Here is a 20,323-nt window from a genome sequence, read left to right as displayed (position 1 = left end):
GTGGCACCTTCCACCCCTTTCCGCGGTTAGGTGGGTCGAATCCGTGAGTACCGAAAGCCCGTCCGGTGAGAACGAGCGCAAACTGCTCGGGTATCTCAAACGCGCGACGACGGAACTGCGCGAGACCAAGCGCGCCCTGCAGGAATCGCGCGACCGCGACAGCGAACCCCTGGCGATCGTCGGCACGGCCTGCCGCTACCCGGGCGGGGTCCGGACGCCGGAAGACCTGTGGAGGCTGGTCGCCACCGGCACCGACGCCATCGGCGAGTTCCCGGCGGACCGCGGTTGGCCGCTCGACACCCTGCACGACCCCACCGGAGAACGCCCCGGCACCACGAATACGCGCGAAGCCGGGTTCCTCTACGACGCGGCCGAATTCGACCCCGAATTCTTCGGCATTTCCCCGCGTGAGGCGCTTTCCATGGACGCGCAGCAGCGGCTCATGCTGGAAACGGCGTGGGAAGCGCTGGAACGCGCCGGAATCGTGCCGGAAACCCTGCGCGGCAGCAGCACCGGTGTGTTCACCGGCGTGATGTACCACGACTACGCGGGCCACGCGGCCGCCGGCAGTGTGGTGTCCGGCCGCGTCGCCTACGCGCTCGGGCTGGAAGGTCCCGCGCTGAGCGTGGACACCGCGTGTTCCTCGTCGCTCGTCGCCCTGCACTGGGCCGGCCAGGCGCTGCGCCGCGGCGACTGCTCGCTCGCGCTCGTCGGCGGCGTCACGGTGATGGCGACGCCCGAGACCTTCGTCTACTTCACCGAGCAGCGCGGGCTGTCCGACGACGGGCGCTGCAAGGCGTTCGCCGCCGCGGCCGACGGCACGGGCTGGGGCGAGGGCGCGGGCATGCTCGTGCTGGAACGCCTTTCCGACGCGCAGCGGCTGGGCCACCCCGTGCTCGCCGTGGTGCGCGGCAGCGCGGTGAACTCCGACGGCGCGTCGAGCGGCCTGACCGTCCCCAATGGACCGGCGCAGCAGCGGGTGATCCGCAGCGCGCTCGCGTCGGCCGGCCTGACGACCGCCGACGTCGACCTCGTCGAGGGACACGGCACCGGCACGAAGCTCGGCGATCCGATCGAGGCGCAGGCCCTGCTGGCCACCTACGGCCAGGACCGCGCGGAACCGCTGTGGCTCGGTTCGCTCAAGTCCAACATCGGCCACACGCAGGCCGCGGCGGGCGTCGGCGGGATCATCAAGGTCGTCGAGGCCATCCGGCACGGGGTACTGCCGAAGACGCTGCACGTGGACGCTCCTTCGCCCCACGTCGACTGGGCGTCGGGCGCGGTCGAGCTGCTCACCGAGGCGCGCGAGTGGCCCGAAACCGGGCGGCCGCGGCGGGCGGCGGTGTCGTCGTTCGGGATCAGCGGCACCAACGCACACGTGATCATCGAGCAGGCGGAAGCGCCGACGCTCGAGGCGGAAGTGACCGAGCCGGAAGTTTCGGTGCCGGTAGTTTCGGTGCCGGTTGTGGTGTGGCCGCTGTCGGCCGACTCGGCGGACGCGCTGGACGCCCAGGTGGAGAACCTCGCCCAGCGCCTCGATTCGGCGCTGCCGATCACGGACGTCGGGTTTTCCCTGGCCACGACCCGGTCTTCACTCGACCACCGCGCGGTGGTCGTCGGCGCGAACCGCGAAGAGCTGCTGGCCGGGCTGGCCGAAGGCGGTATCCGGGGCGTCCGCGGTTCGGGCCGTACGGCGTTCGTCTGCACCGGCCAGGGCGCGCAGCACGCGGGCATGGGCCGGGAGCTCGCGGCGGCGTACCCGGTGTTCGCCGAGGCCTTCGACCAGGCGTGTGCGCTGCTCGACCCCGGGCTGAAGGCGGCGCTGGACGACGGCGAGCTGCTGGAGCGGACCGGATACGCGCAGCCGGCGTTGTTCGCGTTCGAGGTGGCGTTGTTCCGGCTGCTCGAATCGTGGGGGGTGCGGCCCGACCACGTGCTGGGGCACTCGATCGGCGAGCTGGCCGCGGCGCACGTCGCCGGGATCCTGACTCTCGAGGACGCCGCCACGCTGGTCTCGGCCCGCGCGAAGCTGATGCAGGCCCTTCCGGCCGGCGGCGCGATGGTGGCGGTGCAAGCGACCGAGGACGAGGTCACGCCGCATCTGACCCCGAACGTCAGCGTCGCCGCGATCAACGGCCCCGACTCCGTCGTGCTTTCCGGCAGCGAGGAAGCCGTCGCCGATGTGGTTGCGAACTTCAGCGAGCGCAAGTCCACGAAGCTCAAGGTCTCGCACGCGTTCCACTCGCCGCTGATGGAACCGATGCTCGCCGAGTTCGCCGCGGTGGCGAAGAAGCTCACCTACGCGAAGCCACGGATCCCGGTCGTCGCCACGGCCGGCGGTGATCCGTCCACTCCGGACTACTGGGTGCACCAGGTCCGCGCGGCCGTGCGGTTCCACGACGGCGTGCAGACGTTGCTCGGCCACGGTGTCACCACATTCCTCGAGGTCGGCCCGGCCGCGATCCTCAGCGTGACGGCCGCCGACGCCTTCGTCCCCGCACAGCGCAAGGGCCGGCCCGAAGCGCACGCGCTGGTCACCGCCCTGGCGACCCTCCACACCCGCGGTGTCGAGGTGGACTGGCACACTTTCTACGCCGGGGCCCGGCGCGTGGACCTGCCGACCTACGCGTTCCGCCGCACCCGCTACTGGCTGCCCGCCACCACAGCGTCGGGCGATCCGGCCGAGCACGGCCAGGAACGCGCCGCGCACCCGATGCTCAGCTCCGTCGTCCGCCTCGCCGACCGCGACACCGTCGTGCTCACCGGGCGGCTGTCGGCCACGGGCTGGATTGCCGATCACGTGGTGCTCGGCACCGTCCTGCTACCCGGCACGGCGTTCGTCGAGCTGGTGCAGCGCGCCGCCGACGAGGTCGGCTGCGCACACCTCGAAGAGCTCACGCTCGAAGCCCCGCTCACCCTGGCCGAAGGCGCCGCGATCCAGGTGACCGTGGAGGCCGCCGACGCCGACGGACGACGTCCCGTGACCGTCCACTCGCGACGCGACGAGGCCGCCGAGTGGGTTCGCCACGCGAGTGGTTTCGTGACGCCCGAGGCCGAAGTGCCGTCGTGGCGGCTCACCGAATGGCCGCCCGCCGGCGCCACCGAGGTCGCGCTGGCCGACCCGTACGAGACGCTCGCGGCCCTCGGCTACGACTACGGGCCGGCGTTCCAGGGCCTGCGCGTGATGTGGCGTTCCGGCGACGACGTCTACGCGGAGGTCACCTTGGCCGACGGCGCCGAGGCCCGCGACTACGGTCTCCACCCCGCCCTGCTCGACGCCGCCCTGCACGCCCAGCTCCTCGGCCCGGTGCCCGAAGAGGGCTCTCTGCTCGCAGACCCGGCGCCGATGCTCCCGTTCTCCTTCTCCGGCACGACTCTGCACTCCGCCGGCGCGTCGGCGCTCCGGGTGCGGGTGTCACCGGCCGGCCCGGACACCATCACGGTGCGGATCGCCGATTCGACCGGCGGCCCTGTGCTGACGGTGGACGCCCTCGCCGCCCGCGCGGTTTCGCTCGACAAACTCGGTGGCGCCAGGGACTCGCTGTTCCGCACCTCGTGGGAACCGGCGAATGAAACCGTCCCCGTCGAAGCCGCCCGCATCCTCGAACTGTCCACTCCGGACGGTCCGGTGCCCGCCGCGGCCCGCGCGATCACCCGCGAGGTGCTGACCGCCATCCGCGAGACGCTCGACGGGACCGGCCGCTTGGCCGTCGTCACCCGAGGCGCCGTGTCGGTGGCCGGGGAAGACGTGCACCCGGCGCTGGCAACGGCGTGGGGCCTGGTCCGCGCGGCCGAGGCCGAGAACCCGGGCCGGTTCCTCCTCGTCGACGGCGAACCGACCTCGCTCACCGAGGAGCCCGAGGTCGCCGTCCGCGATGGCCAGGCCTTCGTACCTCGCTTCACCGTCGCCGCACCCACCGTGAAAGACCTGGGCTGGGACCCCGACGGCACCGTCCTCATCACCGGCGGCACCGGTGGGCTCGGCGCGGTCGTGGCCCGGCACCTCGTCGGCACCCACGGCGTCCGCCGCCTGCTCCTCACCAGCCGCCGCGGCGCGGAGGCACCCGGCGCCGCCGACCTGTGCGCCGAACTCACCGCCCTCGGCGCACACGTCACCATCAAAAGCTGCGACGTCACCGACCCCGGCTCCGTGCGGTCCCTGCTGGACGGCACGCGGGTCACCGCCGTCATCCACGCCGCCGGCGTCCCGTCCGCGGGACGCGTCGAAACCCTCACCGACGACGAGACCGACCGCGTCTTCGGGCCGAAGGTCGACGGTGCCTGGAACCTCCACGAGCTCACCGGTGACCTCGACGCCTTCGTGCTGTTCTCCTCCGCCGCGAGCTCCGTCCTCGCCGCCGGCCAGGCGGGGTACGCGGCGGCCAACGCCTTCCTCGACCAGCTGGCCGAACACCGCCGTGCACAAGGCAAACCCGCGATCTCCCTCGCCTGGGGCGCGTGGGCCGAGGACGGCGGCATGGCCGGCGAGCTCGACGCCGCGGACCTGCGTCGCCTCCGTCGCCTCGGCACCCCGCCGATGGCGACCGGTGAAGCCCTCGCCCTGCTCGACGCGTGCCTCACCGCCGACGACGCCGTGCTCGCGCCCGTGCGCCTCGATCGCGCCGCGCTGAAGGCTCGCGGGGACGCGCTCCCGCCCGTGCTGCGCGGCTTCGTCCGCCCGGCCGCGCCGAAGCGGGCGGGCCGTGCGGACGGGGCCGTCGCCGCCCGGCTGGCCACGGTGGCGGAGGCCGAGCGCGAGGCCTACCTGCTGGAGGTCGTGTCGGAGCAGGTCGCCGCGGTCCTCGGTTTCACGAGCGGGGCCGCGGTCGAGCCCGGGCGCGCGTTCCAGGAGATGGGGTTCGACTCCCTCACCTCCGTGGAGCTGCGCAACCAGCTCGGCGCGCTGACCGGCCTCAAGCTCACGGCCACGGTCGTCTTCGACCACCCGACGCCGGCCGCGCTCGCGCGCCGGCTGCACGACCTGCTGGGCGAGGGCCGCGGCCCGGCCGACCCGGTGCTGGCCGAGATCGACCGGCTCGAGGCGCTGCTGTCGGGCGCCGCCGGCTCGCTGAACGGCTCGACCGGCAAGGTCACCGCCCGCCTCGACGCGCTCGTGCGCAAGTGGGCCGACGCGCACACCGGCCGCGAAACGACCGCCGACCTCGGCGAAGCCACCGACGACGAGCTCTTTGCCGTGCTGGACGACGAATTGGGCATCGGATGAACAGGCAGACCATGAGCAACGAGGACAAGCTCCGCGACTACCTGAAGCGCGCCACCGCGGACCTGCAGCAGGCCCGCCGGCGGGTGCACGAGCTGGAGGCCCGGGACACCGAGCCCATCGCGATCATCGGCATGAGCTGCCGCTACCCCGGGGGCGTGCGGACACCGGACGACCTGTGGGACGTCGTCGACGAAGGCCGCGACGTGATCGGCGAGTTCCCGGCCGACCGCGGCTGGGACGTCGAGGGCGTGTACGACCCGACGCCGGAGCGGCCGGGCAAGACATACACCCGCCACGGCGGCTTCCTCTACGACGCCCCGGATTTCGACGCCGACTTCTTCGGCATCAGCCCCCGCGACGCGCGCCGCGCCGACCCGCAGCAGCGCATCCTGCTGGAGGCGTCGTGGGAGGCGTTCGAGCGCGCCGGGCTCGACCCGCACTCGCTCAAGGGCAGCCCCACCGGCGTCTACGCGGGCGTGATGTACCACGACTACAGCGGCGGCAGCCCCGACGGGAGCCTGGTGTCCGGCCAGGTGTCGTACACGCTCGGGCTCGAAGGCCCGTCCGTGTCGGTGGACACGGCCTGCTCGTCTTCGCTCGTCGCGCTGCACCTGGCGGCGCAGGGGCTGCGCCGCGGCGACTGTTCGCTGGCGCTGGCCGGCGGTGTCGCCGTGATGGGCACGCCGGAGATGTTCGTGGACTTCTGCAGCCGCCGCGGCCTCGCCGCCGACGGGCGCAGCAAGTCGTTCTCCGACGACGCCGACGGCACGTCGTGGGCCGAGGGCGTGGGTGTCCTCGTGCTGGAGCGACTGTCGGACGCACAGCGCAACGGCCACCGGGTGCTCGCCCTGGTGCGCGGCTCGGCGGTGAACCAGGACGGGGCCAGCAACGGCTTTTCCGCCCCCAACGGCCCTTCGCAGGTTCGGGTGATCGAGGCGGCGCTGGCCGACGCCGGGCTGTCGGTGTCCGATGTGGACGCCGTCGAGGCCCACGGCACGGGCACCGCGCTCGGTGACCCGATCGAGGCACAGTCGCTGCTGGAGACCTACGGCCGGCGCACGTCGGGTGAGCCGCTGTTGCTCGGGTCGATCAAGTCGAACATGGGTCACCCGCAGGCCGCGGCCGGTGTCGCCGGGGTGATCAAGATGGTGCAGGCGCTGCGCCACGGCAAGCTGCCGCGCACGATCCACCTGGGCACGCCGTCGAAGCACGTCGACTGGACGTCCGGCGCCGTGGAGCTGCTCGCCGAGCCGCGCGACTGGCCCGAAGTGGCGCGGGCGCGCCGCGGTGCCGTGTCGTCGTTCGGGGTCAGCGGCACCAACGCGCACGTGATCCTGGAGCAGGCACCCGAGGTCGAAGCCGTCGAGCCGGGCGAGGCGCCGGTGTATCCGCTGGTGCTGTCGGCGAAGAACCCGGCCGCGCTGGCCGAGGCTGCCGCCCAGCTGGCGTCCCCTGTGGACGCCGGGCTCGCCGGGGTGGCGCACACGCTGGCGATCGGCCGGGCCCGGCTGGACCAGCGCGCCGTGGTCCTGGCGCAGAATCCGGAGCAGGCCGCGGAGGCGCTGCAGGAGTTCAGTTCCCGGCCCGACGTCGTCACGGGTACCGCCGACGTTCGCGGCAAGACGGTGTTCGTCTTCCCCGGCCAGGGTTCTCAGTGGACCGGGATGGCGACGCAGCTGCTGCGGCAGTCGCCCGTGTTCGCCTCGCGCATGGCCGAATGCGACGCCGAGCTGCGCAAGTTCACCGGCTGGTCGGTGCTCGCCGTCCTGCACGGCGAGCCGGGCACGCCGCCCGCGGACCGCGTGGACGTGGTGCAGCCGATGCTGTGGGCCGTGATGGTGTCGCTGGCCGCGGTGTGGCGCGTGCACGGCGTGGAGCCGGACATGGTCATCGGCCACTCGCAGGGCGAGATCGCCGCCGCGAGCGTCGCGGGTGCGCTGTCTCTCGAAGACGGTGCTCGCGTGGTCGCCCTGCGCAGCAAGGCCATCGGGGAGGTCCTCGGCGGACGGGGCGGCGGGATGCTCGCCGCCGGGCTGGCCGCGACCGACCTCGAAGCCCGCCTCGGTGCGTGGGACGGCCGGATCTCGGTGGCCGCTGACAACGGCGCCACCTCCGCCGTGCTCTCCGGCGACGGCGACGCGCTCGACCACCTGCGCGACCAGCTCGTCGCCGAGGGCCTGCGCGCCAAGCGCGTGCCGGTGGACTACGCGTCGCACTCCGCGCACGTCGAGCACCTGGCCGACCGGCTGCTGGCCGATCTGGGCCCGATTCGCCCCCGTCGCGGTGAGGTCGCCATGACCTCCACGGTGACGCTCGAACCCGTCGGCGATTCCACTGTGGACGCTGCCTACTGGTTCGCGAACCTGCGCCGGACCGTGCGGTTCGCGCCGGTCGTCGCGCAGCTTGCCGCCGCCGGCTACACGCGGTTCGTGGAGATCAGCCCGCACCCGGTGCTGACCATGAGCATCCAGGAGACCCTCGACGAAGCCGGCCACGCCGGTGCCGTCGCCGGGACCCTGCGCCGCGACGAAGGCGACCTGACGCGGTTCGCGACCTCACTCGCCGAGTACTGGGTCCGCGGCGGCTCGGTCGACTGGTCCTCGCTGATCCCGGCGGCGGGGATCGTCGACCTGCCGACTTACCCGTTCCAGCACAAGCGTTTCTGGCGCGAGGAAGCCGACGCCCCGGCTTCGCCGGCCATGCCCGTCGCCGACCAGGAGTTCTGGCAGGACGTCGCCGAAGGGGACGTCGCCGCGCTCGCCGCTCGGCTGGGCGTGGAGGCACAGCCCCTCGCCGAGGTCGTGCCGGCGCTGGCCACGTGGCACAGCCGCCGCACCGAACTGTCCACCGTGGACTCCTGGCGCTACCGCGTGTCGTGGACGCCGATCGGCGGCGTCACCGGCGGGCTGACCGGCGCCTGGTTGGTCGTCGCCCCCGCCGGCGCCGCCGAGCTGGCCGACGCGCTCGCGGAGCAGGGTGACGTCGTCCGCCTGTTCGTCGAGAGCACCGACGACCTCGCGACCCTGATCACCGAGGCGACGGCAGTCCGGCCGTTCGACGGCGTGCTCTCGCTGCTCGCCCTCGGCGCGGACAACCCCGCGCTCACCACGATCGAGCTGCTGCAGGCCCTGGGCGACATCGACGCGCCGGTCTGGGTCGTCACGCGGGGCGCCGTCGCCGTGGACGCGTTCTCCGACGCCGACCCGGCCGCCGCCATGGTGTGGGGCCTCGGCACGGTCGCCGCGCTCGACCGCCCCGGCACCTGGGGAGGCCTGGTGGACGTCACCGGCCCCGGCGACGCGGCGAAACTGGCCGCCATCGTGTCCGGAGTGGACAACGAGGACCAGGTCGCGATCCGCCCGTCCGGCGTCTTCGCCAAGCGGATGGCCCACGCGCCGCTCACCGGCGACGCTCCCGAGTGGACTCCGCGCGGCACCGTGCTGATCACCGGCGGCACGGGCGCGGTCGGCGCGCACGTCGCCCGTTGGCTCGCCGCGAAGGGCGCCGAACACCTCTTGCTCACCAGCCGACGCGGCCTCGACGCCGACGGTGCGCGCGAGCTGGTGGAGGAGCTGTCCGGCACGCGCGTCACCGTCGCCGCGTGTGACGTCACGGACGCGCAAGCGCTTGCGGCCCTGCTGGAAGAGCACCCGCCGACGGCCGTCGTCCACGCCGCCGGGGTGCTCACCCGGGAGCCGTCACTCGACGACGTCACGCCCGAGCAGTTCACCGCCGCCCTCCACGCGAAGGTCGCCGGTGCCGCCCTGCTGGACGAACTGCTGGGCGACGCCGAGCTCGACGCCTTCGTGCTGATGTCCTCCGGCGCGGCGGTCTGGGGCACGTCAGGCCAGCCCGCCTACGCAGCCGGCAACGCCTACCTCGACGCCCTCGCCCGCCGCCGCCGTGCGAACGGCCGTACCGCCACCGCCGTCGCCTGGGGTTCCTGGGGCGGCGGGGGCATGGTCGACGCCGAGGCGAGCGACCTGCTGCGCCGCATGGGCCTGGCCGAGATGGCGCCGAAGCTCGCCGTCGAAGCACTCGGCCAGGCCCTCGCGCACGACGACACGTACCTGGTCGTCGCGGACATCGACTGGGCGGCGTTCGCGCCCGTCTACCAGCTCGCCCGGCCGCGGCCGTTGCTGCGTGCGCTGCCCGAGGTCACCGCCGACGAGGCTCCGGTCGAGTCCACCGGCGACCTCGCCGGGAAGCTCGCCGGCCTGACCGCCCCCGAACAGCGCCGCACCCTGCTGGATCTGGTGCGCGGCGAGGTCTCGGCCGTCGCCGGCTACGACGGCGCCGGTTCGGTCGAGCCGGCCCGCGCGTTCAAGGAGCTCGGTTTCGACTCCGTGACGGCCGTCGACCTGCGCAACCGGCTCGGCGCCGCCACCGGCCTGAAGCTGCCCGCGACCGTCGCGTTCGACCACGTGAACCCGCAGGCGCTCGCCGAGCACCTGTGGACGCAGCTGTGCGAAGGCGACGCCGAGGTGCCGCTCGAGGTGGAGCTCGACCGCCTGGAGGCTGCCGCCGCTTCGCTCGACGCCGCGGAGATCGACCGGTCGCGCATCGTCGCGCGGCTGCAGGCGATGGTCACCACCCTGCACAAGACGCTGGCCGGCAGCGGAGCCGGCGCGGAAGCCGCGCTGGAAGCCGCGACCACCGACGAGCTGTTCGCCCTCATCGACAACGAGCTCGGCGCCTGACACCCGCCCACTGCAGCGACAAGAGGAATCTCGCGATGACTGACGAAAACAAGCTGGTCGACTACCTCAAGCGGGTGACCGCCAACCTCCAGGAGACGCGCGAGCGGCTGCGCGAGGTCGAGGCCGCGGGCGCCGAGCCGATCGCGATCGTCGCGATGGGCTGCCGCTACCCGGGCGACGTCCGCTCGCCCGAGGACCTGTGGCGCCTGGTGGCCGAAGGCCGCGACGCCATCGGCGGGTTCCCCACCGACCGCGGCTGGAACCTGGACACGCTCTTCGACGCCGACCCCGACAGCCCCGGCACGAGCTACGTCAGCGAAGGCGGCTTCGTCGCCGACGCGGGCGAGTTCGACGCGCCGTTCTTCGGCATCTCGCCGCGCGAGGCCCTGGCCATGGACCCGCAGCAGCGCATCGTGCTGGAGCTGGCGTGGGAGACGTTCGAACGCGCCGGCATCGCGCCGCACTCGCTGGCGAAGCAGCAGGTCGGCGTGTTCGTCGGCAGTGGCGGGCAGGACTACTACGACGAGCTGCCGGCCTCGGTGCTCGCCGGTGAGGTCGAGGACTACCTGAGCACGGGCAACGCCGGCTCGGTCATTTCCGGCCGCATCGCCTACGCGCTGGGACTGGAGGGCCCGGCCGTCACGATCGACTCGGCGTGCTCGTCCTCGCTGGTGGCGCTGCACCTCGCGGTGCAGTCGCTGCGGCAGCGCGACTGCTCGCTGGCGCTGGCCGGCGGCGTGATGGTGATGTCGCGGCCGGGCCCGTTCCTCGCGTTCAGCCGGCAGCGCGGCCTCGCCGCCGACGGCCGTTGCAAGGCGTTCTCCGACAGCGCCGACGGCACCGGCTGGGCCGAGGGCGCCGGAACCCTGTTGCTGGAACGGCTTTCCGACGCCCGCCGCAACAGCCACCCGATCCTCGCCGTCGTGCGCGGCTCGGCCGTGAACTCCGACGGCGCGTCCAACGGCCTCACCGCGCCCAACGGCCCGTCGCAGCAGCGCGTGATCCGGCAGGCGCTGGCCAACGCGCAGCTGTCGGCGTCCGAAGTGGACGCGGTCGAGGGCCACGGCACCGGTACCACGCTGGGCGACCCGATCGAGGCGCAGGCTGTGCTCGCGACTTACGGGCAGGACCGGCCGGCGGGCAAGCCGCTGTGGCTGGGCTCGATCAAGTCGAACATCGGCCACGCGCAGGCGGCGGCCGGCGTCGGCGGCGTGATCAAGGTCGTGCAGGCGCTGCAGCACGGGTTGTTGCCGAAGACGCTGCACGTCACCGAGCCGTCGACCGAGGTCGACTGGGCGTCGGGCGAGGTGGAGCTGCTGCGGGAGGCGCGGCCGTGGACCGCCGACGGACGGCCGCGCCGGGCGGGGATCTCGTCATTCGGCGTGAGTGGCACCAATGCGCACGTGATCGTCGAGGAAACGCCGGCCACCGAAGCCGCCGAGGTCGTCGCGCCGAGCTGGCCCGAAGGGGTCGCCGTGCCCATGCCGCTGGCCGGGCACGGGTCGGCCGCGTTGGCGGCCCAGGCCGGACGGCTGTCCGAAGTGGAGGGTGCGTCCGCGCTGGATCTCGGCTTCTCGCTGGCCACGTCCCGGTCGCCGTTGTCGCACCGGGCCGTGGTGCTGTCCGAGGACCCGGCGACGGCGATCGCCGCACTGGCCGTGGGGGAGACCGCGCCGGGGCTGATCACCGGTTCGTCGGCGGAGGGGCAGACCGCGTTCCTGTTCTCGGGCCAGGGTGCGCAGCGCGCCGGGATGGGCGCCGCGCTGGCCGCCGCGTTCCCGGTGTTCGCCTCGGCCTTCGACGAGGTCTGCGCCGAGCTGGACCGGCATCTGGACCGTCCACTCAAGACGGTGGTGTTCGAGAAGCCGCGCCTGATCAACCAGACCGGGTACACGCAGCCGGCGTTGTTCGCGATCGAGGTCGCCCTGTTCCGGCTGCTGCAGTCGTGGGGCGTCAAGCCGGACTACCTGCTGGGCCACTCCATCGGCGAGCCGGCGGCCGCGCACGTCGCCGGGATCCTGTCGCTGGCCGACGCCGCCACGCTGGTCACCGCTCGCGCGAAGCTCATGCAGGCCTTGCCGGGTGGTGGCACCATGGTCGCGCTCCAGGCGACCGAGGACGAGGTCACGCCGCACCTGACCGATTCCGTGAGCATCGCCGCGATCAACGGCCCCGACTCCGTGGTGCTGTCGGGCACCGAGGACGCCGTCGCCGCCGTGGTCGCGCGGTTCGACGGCCGCAAGTCCACCAAGCTCAAGGTGTCGCACGCGTTCCACTCGCCGCTGATGGAGCCGATGCTCGCCGAGTTCCGCGCCGTCGCCCAGCGGCTCACCTATGCGGCGCCGGTGATCCCGATCGTCTCCACCGTCGGCCCGGATGTCGACATGTCCACTCCGGAGTACTGGGTCGGCCAGGTCCGCGCCGCCGTCCGGTTCCACGACGGCATCACCACGCTCACCGCCCATGGCGTCGGCCGGTTCGTCGAGGTCGGGCCGGACGGGGTGCTCTCGGCGCTCGTCCGGCAGACCACGGATGCCACCGTCGTTCCCGTCCTCCGCAAGGACCGTGACGAGCCGCACGCCGTGCTCACGGCCCTGGGCGAGCTGTTCGTCAGCGGCCTCGAGCCCGACTGGGCCGCGGTCTTCGCCGGCCGCGGCGCTAATCGGGTCGACCTGCCGCCGTACGCGTTCCAGCGCAAGCGCTACTGGCTCGCCGCCCGCGCCAACCGCGACGAGATCACCGGCGCCGGCCTCACGGTGGCCGGGCACCCGCTGCTCGGCGCCGCCGTCGCGCTCGCCGACAGCGACGGGGTCGTCCTCACCGGCCGGCTGTCCGTCGAGACGCACGCGTGGCTGGCCGAGCACCGGCTCGGCGACGTCGTGGCCGTGCCCGGCACCGCGTTCCTGGAGCTGGTCGTGCGCGCCGGTGACCAGGTCGGCGCCGGCCGGATCGAGGAGCTGACGCTGGGCAGCCCGCTCGTGCTGCCCGCACGCGGTGGCGTTCAGGTGCAGGTCACGGTCGGTGCGGCGGGGGAGCACGACGTCCGCACGGTCACCGTCCACTCGCGACCGGAGGAGGGCGCCGAGTGGACGCTGCACGCGTCCGGCACCGTCGCCCCGCAGTCGCCGCGGGGCGGGACCGAGCTCACCGAGTGGCCGCCCGCCGGCGCCGAGCCCGTCGCGATCGACGGGATCTACGAGGACTTCGCCGACACCGGCCTCACCTACGGCCCGCTGTTCCGCTCGCTGCGCGCGGTGTGGCAGCGCGGGCGGGAGGTGTTCGCCGAGGTCACGCTGCCCGAGGACAGCGACGCGGAGCGCTTCGGCCTGCACCCGGCCGCGCTCGACGCCTGCACCCACGCCCTGCGGGTCGCCGGTGGTGGCGACGGCGGCGTCGGCCGCGTCCCGTTCTGCTGGACCGGGGTCGAACTGCACGCCACCGGCGCGTCCGCGCTGCGGGTGCGCTTCACCCCGACCACGGACGACGGCTTCGAGGTCGTCCTCGCCGACACCACCGGTGCTCCCGTGGCGACGGTCGCCGAGACCGTCTTCCGCGCGTTCACCGCCCCGGTCGCGACCGAGCAGGCCGCGCCGCTGTACCGCGTGGAATGGCAGCGGGCGACGGTGCCCGAGTCCGATAGGGACACTTCGGGCCTCGAGGTCTTCGACTGCACCGCCACGACCGGTGACCTGCACGAACCGACCCACCGGGTGCTCGCCGCCCTGCAGAGCTGGCTCGCCGAAGGTCACCAGGAACACGAACGGCTGGTCATCGTGACCCGTGGCGCCGTCGCGGCCGGTGGCGACGTCACGGACCTCGCCGCGTCCGCCGTGTGGGGCCTCGTGCGTTCGGCGCAGGAGGAGAACCCCGACTCGTTCCTGCTGCTCGACCTCGACAGCGAAACCCAGGCCGCAGACGTCGTGGCGCAAGTCCTGGCCTCGGGCGAGACCCAGGCCGCCGTCCGCCTCGGGGTGCTCCTCGCGCCGCGCCTGGTGCGCACGGCACCCGAGCTGGAGCGTCCCTACTTCTGCCCCCACGGCACGGTGCTGGTCACCGGCGCGTCCGGCGCGCTGGGTGGCAAGCTCGCCCGGCACCTGGCCGCCGAGCACGACGTGCGCCGGCTGCTGCTCGTCAGCCGCCGGACCACGCCGGAGCTGGAGCAGCTGGCCGCTGACCTGCGGGAGCTCGACGTCGACGTGCGGCTCGCGCGCTGCGACGTCGCCGACCGCGCCGCGCTGGCCCGGGTCCTCGCCGACATCCCGGCCGAGAATCCGCTCACCGCCGTGGTCCACGCGGCCGGCGTGCTCGACGACGGCGTTGTCACCGCGCTGACCCCCGACCGCGTCGACACGGTGCTCGCGCCCAAGGTCGACGGCGCCGTGAACCTCCACGAGCTGACCCGCGACACGGCACTCTCGGCGTTCGTCCTGTTCTCCTCGGTCTCCGGCGTGCTCGGCGCGCCCGGCCAGGGCAGCTACGCCGCTGCCAATGCGTTCCTCGACGCCCTCGCCGCCCACCGCGTCGCCCACGGCCTGCCGGGCCTCTCGCTCGGCTGGGGCCTGTGGGGCGAGGTCGGCGGCATGGGCGGCACGCTCACCGCCGAGGAGGTGACGCGGCTCGCGTCGAGCGGCATCGTGCCACTGTCCACTGCGGACGGTCTCGCGCTGTTCGACCGTGCGCTCGCCGTGCGGCAGCCGACCGTGGTCCCGGCGAAGCTCGACCTGCCGGTGCTGCGCAAGCTGGACCGGATCCCGCGCACGCTGGAGCAGCTCGTCGGTCGCGCGGCCCGGCGCGTCGCGGCCCAGGCCGAAGCGACCGAGGACTCGTTCGCCGGGCGGCTGCTGCGGCTGCCGGAGGAGGACCGGCGCGACGCCGTGCTGGAGCTGGTGCGCGGTCACGCCGCCACCGTGCTCGGCTACGGCGGTGCGCACGAGATCGAGCCGGCGGCCCAGTTCCAGTCGCTCGGCTTCGATTCGCTGACCGCCATCGAGCTGCGCAACGGCCTCACCGCCGCAACAGGCCGGCGGCTGCCGGCGACGCTCATCTTCGACCACCCGACCCCGTCCGCCCTGGCGACCCACTTGCTCGCCGAGCTGGCGGGCACCACTGAAGAAATCGTCACGGTCGCGTCGGCGGCTTCCGACGAGCCCATCGCCATCGTCGGCATGGCCTGCCGCCTGCCCGGCGGCGTCACGTCGCCCGAGCAGCTCTGGGAGCTGGTCGCCGAGGGCCGCGACGCCATCGGCGACTTCCCGGCCGACCGCGGCTGGGACGTCGCGGGCCTGCTCGACCCGACCGGTCGCCGCCCCGGCACGACGTATGTCGCGCGCGGCGGGTTCGTCTACGACGCGGGCGACTTCGACCCGGCGTTCTTCGGCGTCTCACCCAAGGAAGCGCCGGCCATCGACCCGCAGCAGCGGCTGCTGCTCGAAGCGTCGTGGGAAGCGCTGGAGCGCGCGGGCATCGACCCGGTGTCGCTCAAGGGCAGCCCGACCGGCGTGTACGCGGGCGTGCAGTACCACGACTACGTGGGGGCCAACAGCGCCGGCTCGATCGTCACCGGGCGGGTGTCCTACACGCTGGGGCTGGAAGGTCCGTCGGTCAGCATCGACACGGCGTGCTCGTCTTCGCTGGTCGCGATGCACATGGCGGCCCAGGCCCTGCGCGGCGGCGACTGCTCGCTGGCGCTGGCCGGCGGCGTCACGGTGATGGCGACGCCGGAGACGTTCGTCGAGTTCAGCCGTCAGCAAGGGCTCGCGGCCGACGGCCGGTGCAAGGTGTTCTCCGCCGACGCGGACGGCACCACCTGGTCCGAAGGCGTCGGTGTGCTCGTGCTGGAACGGCTCGCCGACGCGCGAGCCAACGGGCACCCGGTGCTCGCGGTCCTCAAGGGCAGCGCGGTCAACCAGGACGGCACGTCCAACGGCCTCACCGCCCCCAACGGTCCCGCGCAGCAGCGGGTGATCCGGGCCGCGCTGGCCGACGCGGGCCTCGAACCGTCCGAAGTGGACGCCGTCGAGGCACACGGCACGGGCACGAAGCTCGGCGACCCCATCGAGGTCCAGGCGCTGCTGGCGACCTACGGCACGCAGACGTCAGCCGACCGTCCCCTGTGGATCGGCTCGGTGAAGTCGAACATCGGCCACACGCAGGCGGCGGCCGGTGCGGCGGGTGTCATCAAGATGGTCCTGGCGATGCAGCACGGGGAGCTGCCGGCGACGCTGCACGTCGGGCGTCCGTCCACGGAGATCGACTGGTCCACCGGCGCCGTGCGGGCGCTCGTCGAGCCGGTCAAGTGGCTGCCCAACGGCCACACGCGCCGCGCCGGCGTCTCGTCGTTCGGTGTCAGCGGCACCAACGCGCACGTGATCCTCGAAGAAGGCGACCGGCGTGAGGTGGTCTCCGGCAGCGGGGTACCCGAGTACGACGGGCCGGTCGCGTGGCCGGTGTCCGGCCGCGGTGCCGCGGCGCTGCGGGCGCAGGCCGAGCAGCTCATGTCGTACGTGGACGAAGAGCCCGAAGGCAGCCTCGCGGACATCGGCCTTTCGCTCGCCACCTCCCGCAGCGCCTTCGATCGCCGGGCGGTGCTGATCGGCAGCCGGTCGCCGCAGTTCGTGCGGGGTCTCGCGGCGCTGGTCGACGAAGAGGAGGCTCGCGGCGTCGTCAGCGGCGTCACGACTTCGGGCCGCACGGCGTTCCTGTTCGCCGGCCAGGGTTCGCAGCGCCTCGGCATGGGGCAGCGGCTCGCCGAGCAGCAGCCCGTGTTCGCAGCCGCGTACGACGAGGTCTGCGCGGAGCTGGACCAGCACCTGGACCGTCCGATCCGTGAGGTCATCACCAGCGGCGAGGCCCTCGACGAGACGCGCTACACGCAGCCGGCGTTGTTCGCACTGGAAGTCGCGCTGTTCCGGCTGATCCGGTCGTGGGGCGTGAAGCCCGACGTGCTGGCCGGGCACTCGATCGGCGAGATCGCGGCGGCTCACTGCGCCGGCGTGCTCTCGCTGGCCGACGCGGCGAAGCTCGTGGTCGCCCGTGGTGCGCTGATGCAGGGGCTGCCGGAAGGAGGCGCGATGGTCGCGATCGACGCGTCGCCCGAAGCGGTGCGTGAAGCCGCGGCCGGCACGGTCGACCTCGCCGCGATCAACGGCCCGAGCTCGGTGGTCATCTCGGGTGCGGCCGACGCCGTGGCCGCGGTGGCGGCGAAGTTCGAGCGCACCAAGCAGCTGCGGGTCTCGCACGCGTTCCACTCGCGGCTCATGGAGCCGATGCTCGCCGAGTTCCGCGCGGTGGCCGAGCAGCTGACCTACACCGAGCCGCGGATCCCGGTCATCTCGACCGTGACCGGCGAGCCGGCTGACCTCACGTCGCCGGAGTACTGGGTGCGTCAGGTGCGGGAAGGCGTCCGGTTCCACGACGCGGTCACCCGGGCCGCGGCCGACGGTGCGACACGGTTCCTCGAGCTCGGCCCGGACACCACGCTCACGGCGATGGCCACGGCCTGCCTCGACGATCGGCCGGAAGGGCTGGTGCTGGCCGCCTTGCTGCACAAGGACCAGGACGAGGCGGTCACCGCGTTGACCGGACTCGCGCAGCTGCACGTGAGCGGCGTCGACGTCGACTGGACCGCGGTCTACGAGCCGACCGGCGCGCGGAAGGTCGCGCTGCCGACGTACCCGTTCCAGCGGCAGCGTTACTGGCTGGAGAGCACGGCGTCGGCGCCGGGCCAGGAGGACCACCCGCTGCTCGGCTCGGCGCTCGAACTCGCCGACGCGGGCGGGCTCCTGTTCTCCGGCCGCGTGTCGGTGGGCACGCACCCGTGGCTGGCCGACCACGTCGTCGGCGGTGCGATCCTCTTCCCCGGCACCGGGTTCGTCGAGATGGCGATCCGCGCGGGCGACGAGGCCGGCTGCCCGCGGCTGGACGAGCTGACGCTGGAGTATCCGCTCGTCGTGCCCGAACGCAGCGGCGTGCGGGTGCAGTTCGCGCTCACCGCACCCGACGGATCTGGCACGCGGACGTTCACCGTCCACTCGCGACCGGAAGGCGACGGTGCCGCCTGGACTCGCCACGCCGCCGGCCGGCTCGCCAAGGCGGACAAGGCCGGCAAGTTCGAACTCGGCCAGTGGCCGCCGGCCGCCGAGCCGGTGCGGCTGGAGGGCACGTACGAGGAGCTGGCGGAAGACGGCCTGGCGTACGGTCCGGCGTTCCGCGGACTGGTCGCGGCCTGGAAGCACGACGGTGAAGCGTTCGCCGAGATCCAGCTGCCCGCTTCGGTGTCCGAAGTGGACCGCTACGGCATCCACCCCGCGGTCCTCGACGCGGCCTTGCACACCATCGGCGTCTCGGGAGCGCTCGGCAAGGAGCCGATGCTGCCGTTCGCGTGGGAAGGCGTGCGGCTGCACGCGGTCGGCGCGACGACGCTGCGGGTGCACGTGAAGCCGATCGGCACCGGGGCGGTCGCCCTGGACATCGCCGACGGCACGGGTGCGCCGGTCGTCTCCGTCGAGTCGCTGCTGCTGCGGCCGATGTCGGCGGTGCCGCAGGCGGCCGAGCCGAGCGGCGGGGACTCGCTGTTCCGCGTCGCGTGGGAGCCGGCGGAGCTGGACGCCGTCGCCGAGGTCACCGACTGGACCGTGGTGGGTGCCGACCCGTTCGGCCTCGCCGGTGAGCTCGGGGCGGAGATCACTGTGGACTGCGCCGGCGCGTCCGGCCTGCTCGTGGTGTCGGCCGGTGGGGACGACGTTCACGCCGAGCTGCACCGCGTCCTCGGGCTCCTGCAGGAGTTCCTGGCCCGACCGGACGGTTCGCTGCTCGTGGTCACCCGCGGTGCGGCCGCCACGGAGGCCGGGGAGAACCCGGATCCGGTCGGGGCGGCCGTGGCCGGCCTGGTGCGTTCGGCGCAGGCCGAGCACCCGGACCGCGTCACGCTCGTCGACCTCGGCACGGGCACGCCGACCGGCCGCACGCTGGCCGCGGTGTCCGCTTCGGACGAACCGCAAGTCGCGCTGCGCACCGGCTCGGTGCTCGTGCCGCGGCTGCGGCGGGCGAGCGACGCGGCGGCCGCGCCGGTGTGGCGGACCGACGGCACCGTGCTCATCACGGGCGCCACCGGTGCGCTGGGCAGCGCCGTGGCCCGGCACCTGGTGGCCGAACACGGGGTGCGGAGCCTGCTGCTCGTCAGCCGTCGTGGCGCGGACGCGCCGGGCGCGGCGGACCTGCGGGAGGAGCTGGCCGGCCTCGGCGCCGACGTCACGCTCGCTGCGTGCGACGTCGCCGACCGGGCCGCGGTTTCCCAGCTGGTGCGGGGAGTCGAGCTGCAGGCCGTGGTCCACGCGGCCGGTGTCCTCGACGACGGCGTGCTCACCTCACTCACCCCGGAGCGGCTGGACAACGTGCTGCGACCCAAGGTCGACGCCGCCGTGACGCTGCACGAGCTGACGCGAGACGCGGACCTCACCGCATTCGTCCTGTTCTCCTCGGCCGCCGGCGTGCTCGGCGCACCGGGCCAGGGCAGCTACGCCGCGGCCAACGCCTACCTCGACGCACTGGCGGCTCGCCGCCGGGCCGAAGGACTCGCCGGCACCTCGCTCGCGTGGGGCCTGTGGGAAGGCGGCATGGGCGACGCCGTGCAGGACGCCGACGCACACCGCATCGGCGAGACGGGCATCACCGCGCTGTCCACTGAGGACGGGTTGAGGCTGCTCGACTCGGCCGCGGGCTCCGCCGAACCGCTGCTGGTGCCGATCGGGCTCGACCCGCGTGTGCTGGCGGCGTCGAGTGTGGAGGACCTCCCGGCCGTGCTGCGCGAGTTCGCCGACGCACCGGGCCGCCGGGCGGCGCAGGACGCGGCGGACGACACGGAGTCGTTGGCGCAGAAGCTGTCGGCTCTGCCGGTGGCCAAGCGCGTGCCGACGATGCTGACGCTGGTGCGCACCCACGCGGCCGCCCTGCTCGGCCACGCCGGGCCGGAGGCGGTGGAGGCGGACCGCTCGTTCAACGAGGTCGGCTTCGACTCGTTGTCCGCCACCGGGTTCCGCAACAAGCTGAGCCTCGTCACGGGGCTGAAGCTGCCCGTGAGCCTCATCTTCGACTACCCGACGCCGCGGATCCTGGCCGAGCACCTCGTCGGCGAGCTGGCGCCACAGGCGGTGGAAACCCCGGTTGTGGAGGAGCCCGAGGACGAGCAGCCGGCGCTGGACGCGTCGGCGATCGACGAGCTCGACGCCGACGCCTTGATCAGCATGGCGATCGGGGGAAGCGACGACGACTGACCGGCCGTCGACCCCTAACTCCGCGCCACCCGGCCATTATTGCCGCTGCGAAGGCGCCTGTGGCCCACTGGTACGGACAGTTCACCGGGCTCCCGGCCGGTGTCCGAGAAGAGAAGTTCTTCATCGAT

The 20,323-nt window shown here is 73.5% G+C and carries 3 protein-coding genes; all 3 read left to right on the top strand.

The window, feature by feature from the left end:
* Positions 1-43: 43 nt before the first annotated feature.
* From ACQPXB_RS38770 to ACQPXB_RS38760, 3 genes are read left to right on the top strand one after another with little or no spacing between them, the layout of a single operon-like run.
* A complete protein-coding gene (locus tag ACQPXB_RS38770; RefSeq protein ID WP_432846654.1) occupies positions 44-5,224 on the top strand; it encodes a type I polyketide synthase in 5,181 nt (1,726 codons plus the stop codon).
* Complete coding sequence (locus ACQPXB_RS38765) at positions 5,221-9,924, top strand: type I polyketide synthase (protein ID WP_432846652.1); 4,704 nt, start codon at positions 5,221-5,223, stop codon at positions 9,922-9,924. The genes ACQPXB_RS38770 and ACQPXB_RS38765 overlap by 4 nt, the downstream gene beginning before the upstream one ends.
* A gap of 35 nt (positions 9,925-9,959) precedes the next feature.
* On the top strand, positions 9,960-20,195 hold the full coding sequence (locus ACQPXB_RS38760; protein ID WP_432846650.1) for an SDR family NAD(P)-dependent oxidoreductase: 10,236 nt from the start codon (positions 9,960-9,962) through the stop codon (positions 20,193-20,195).
* Positions 20,196-20,323: the final 128 nt, after the last annotated feature.

Source organism: Amycolatopsis sp. CA-161197 (assembly GCF_050942255.1).
Taxonomy (GTDB): Bacteria; Actinomycetota; Actinomycetes; order Mycobacteriales; family Pseudonocardiaceae; genus Amycolatopsis.
Note: the sequence above shows the minus strand (reverse complement) of the source record. Positions and strands in the feature narration are given on the sequence as shown.

Bases quoted from the DNA above. Each gene is read 5' to 3' on its own strand.
- ACQPXB_RS38765 (WP_432846652.1), top strand. From the start codon at position 5,221: ATGAACAGGCAGACCATGAGCAACGAGGACAAGCTCCGCGACTACCTG.
- ACQPXB_RS38760 (WP_432846650.1), top strand. From the start codon at position 9,960: ATGACTGACGAAAACAAGCTGGTCGACTACCTCAAGCGGGTGACCGCC.